Genomic DNA, 1,341 nt, shown 5'->3' on the forward strand with positions numbered 1-1,341 from the left:
CAGGGCTGATGCGTTCTCAGCAGATGATCTTGAGTAGTGCGGTGGCGTGGTCGGGTCGTGACCGGTAGTGGTCGGCTGCGGCGGCGATGTTGCCCCAGCCGGCCTGCCGCATCAGGCCGATGGCGAGGTTGCGCAGGGTGGCCATGGCGCGGGGTGCGTTGCCTGTGCGGACCCTGGAGGCGTCCTCGGCATAGGTCACGTCTCGCACGTGGTGCAGGGCTTCAACGGACCAGTGGCCTTGGACGAGTTCGGCCAGCCGGGCCGGATCTGCCTGGTCGGGGGTGAGACTGGTGACGGCGTAGACGGTCTTCGTCTGGATCTTGCCGGTCTTGGTGTTGACGCGACGCCGCTTGATCTCGATGGCTTGGACGGCGTGCGGGAAGAGCAGTCCGGCCTCGACGGTGCAGACCTTGAGGCGTCGTACTTCGCGTCGTCCGTGTCCGGTGGCGCGAGTGCGGTCGAGCAACGGGATCTGCTTCCATGGCAGACGACGCAGTTGCCTGCGAAGCTTCTTCTGGTTGCCCTTCACGGCCAGGATGTAGTGCCCGCCTGCCGCGACGATCATCTTCGCGGTCTTGCGCTGGGTGTGCATCGCGTCGGCGGTGACAACCACGCCGTGCAGGTTAATGCGGGCCAGCAGCGGGGCCATGGCCGGGATTTCGTTGCTCTTGGCCGCCACCTGGCGCTGGGCGATGACGGTCTGACCGTCATGGAGGGCGGCGGCCAGCAGGTGGATCGCGGTCGTGCTCTCGGTGCGCGAACCTCGGACCGCCTTGCCGTCCACCGCAAGCCCGATCAGGGCCTGATCGTCCTCGACGGGATCGGCTGCGTGCCGGGCGAGCCAACTGCCCACGGCGTCGTCCAGGGCGTCGCCGTCGATCCGGACCAGCAGCCTGCCGAGGGTGGAGGCGTTGGGTGTGGTGTGGTCCAGGCCGAGCTCGGCGCGGACCTGGAGGTCGGCGTCGGCCGCATACCGGGCGATCTGCGCGAGGGAGCGGGCCCCGCCGAGCACTGCCGTCAGGCACAGGGCGAGCAGCGTGCCGAGCCGGTATCGACGTCCGCGTATCCGGCGGGGATCGGGCACTGCGGCCAGCACCTCGGATAGCGAGGCCAGTTCATGGAGCTCGATGGATGAGCAGGACTTCTCGCCGTCCTCGCAGTGGCGCGCGAGGACGTTGATCAGGGAGGATGGCACGCGGACGCGACTCCAGGTCGATCTTCGGTCTCAGAAGCCTTGATCATCTGGTGTCGCGTTCTTCGTTTCCACTCCGGCGAACTGCTCAGCGCGCAGCGAAACGGGCGAAAACGCTCATCCCGCCAGCTGAGAACGCATCAGCCCTG

Annotated in this window: 1 protein-coding gene; it reads right to left on the minus strand. The window is 67.6% G+C overall.

The window, feature by feature from the left end:
- Nucleotides 1-16 precede the first annotated feature (16 nt).
- On the minus strand, nucleotides 17-1,195 hold the full coding sequence (locus C6N31_RS42165; protein WP_198359610.1) for an ISAs1 family transposase: 1,179 nt from the start codon (nucleotides 1,193-1,195) through the stop codon (nucleotides 17-19).
- Nucleotides 1,196-1,341: the final 146 nt, after the last annotated feature.

Origin of the sequence: Streptomyces fildesensis (assembly GCF_016107395.1) — a bacterium.
In the GTDB taxonomy this organism is placed as follows: domain Bacteria; phylum Actinomycetota; class Actinomycetes; order Streptomycetales; family Streptomycetaceae; genus Actinacidiphila; species Actinacidiphila fildesensis.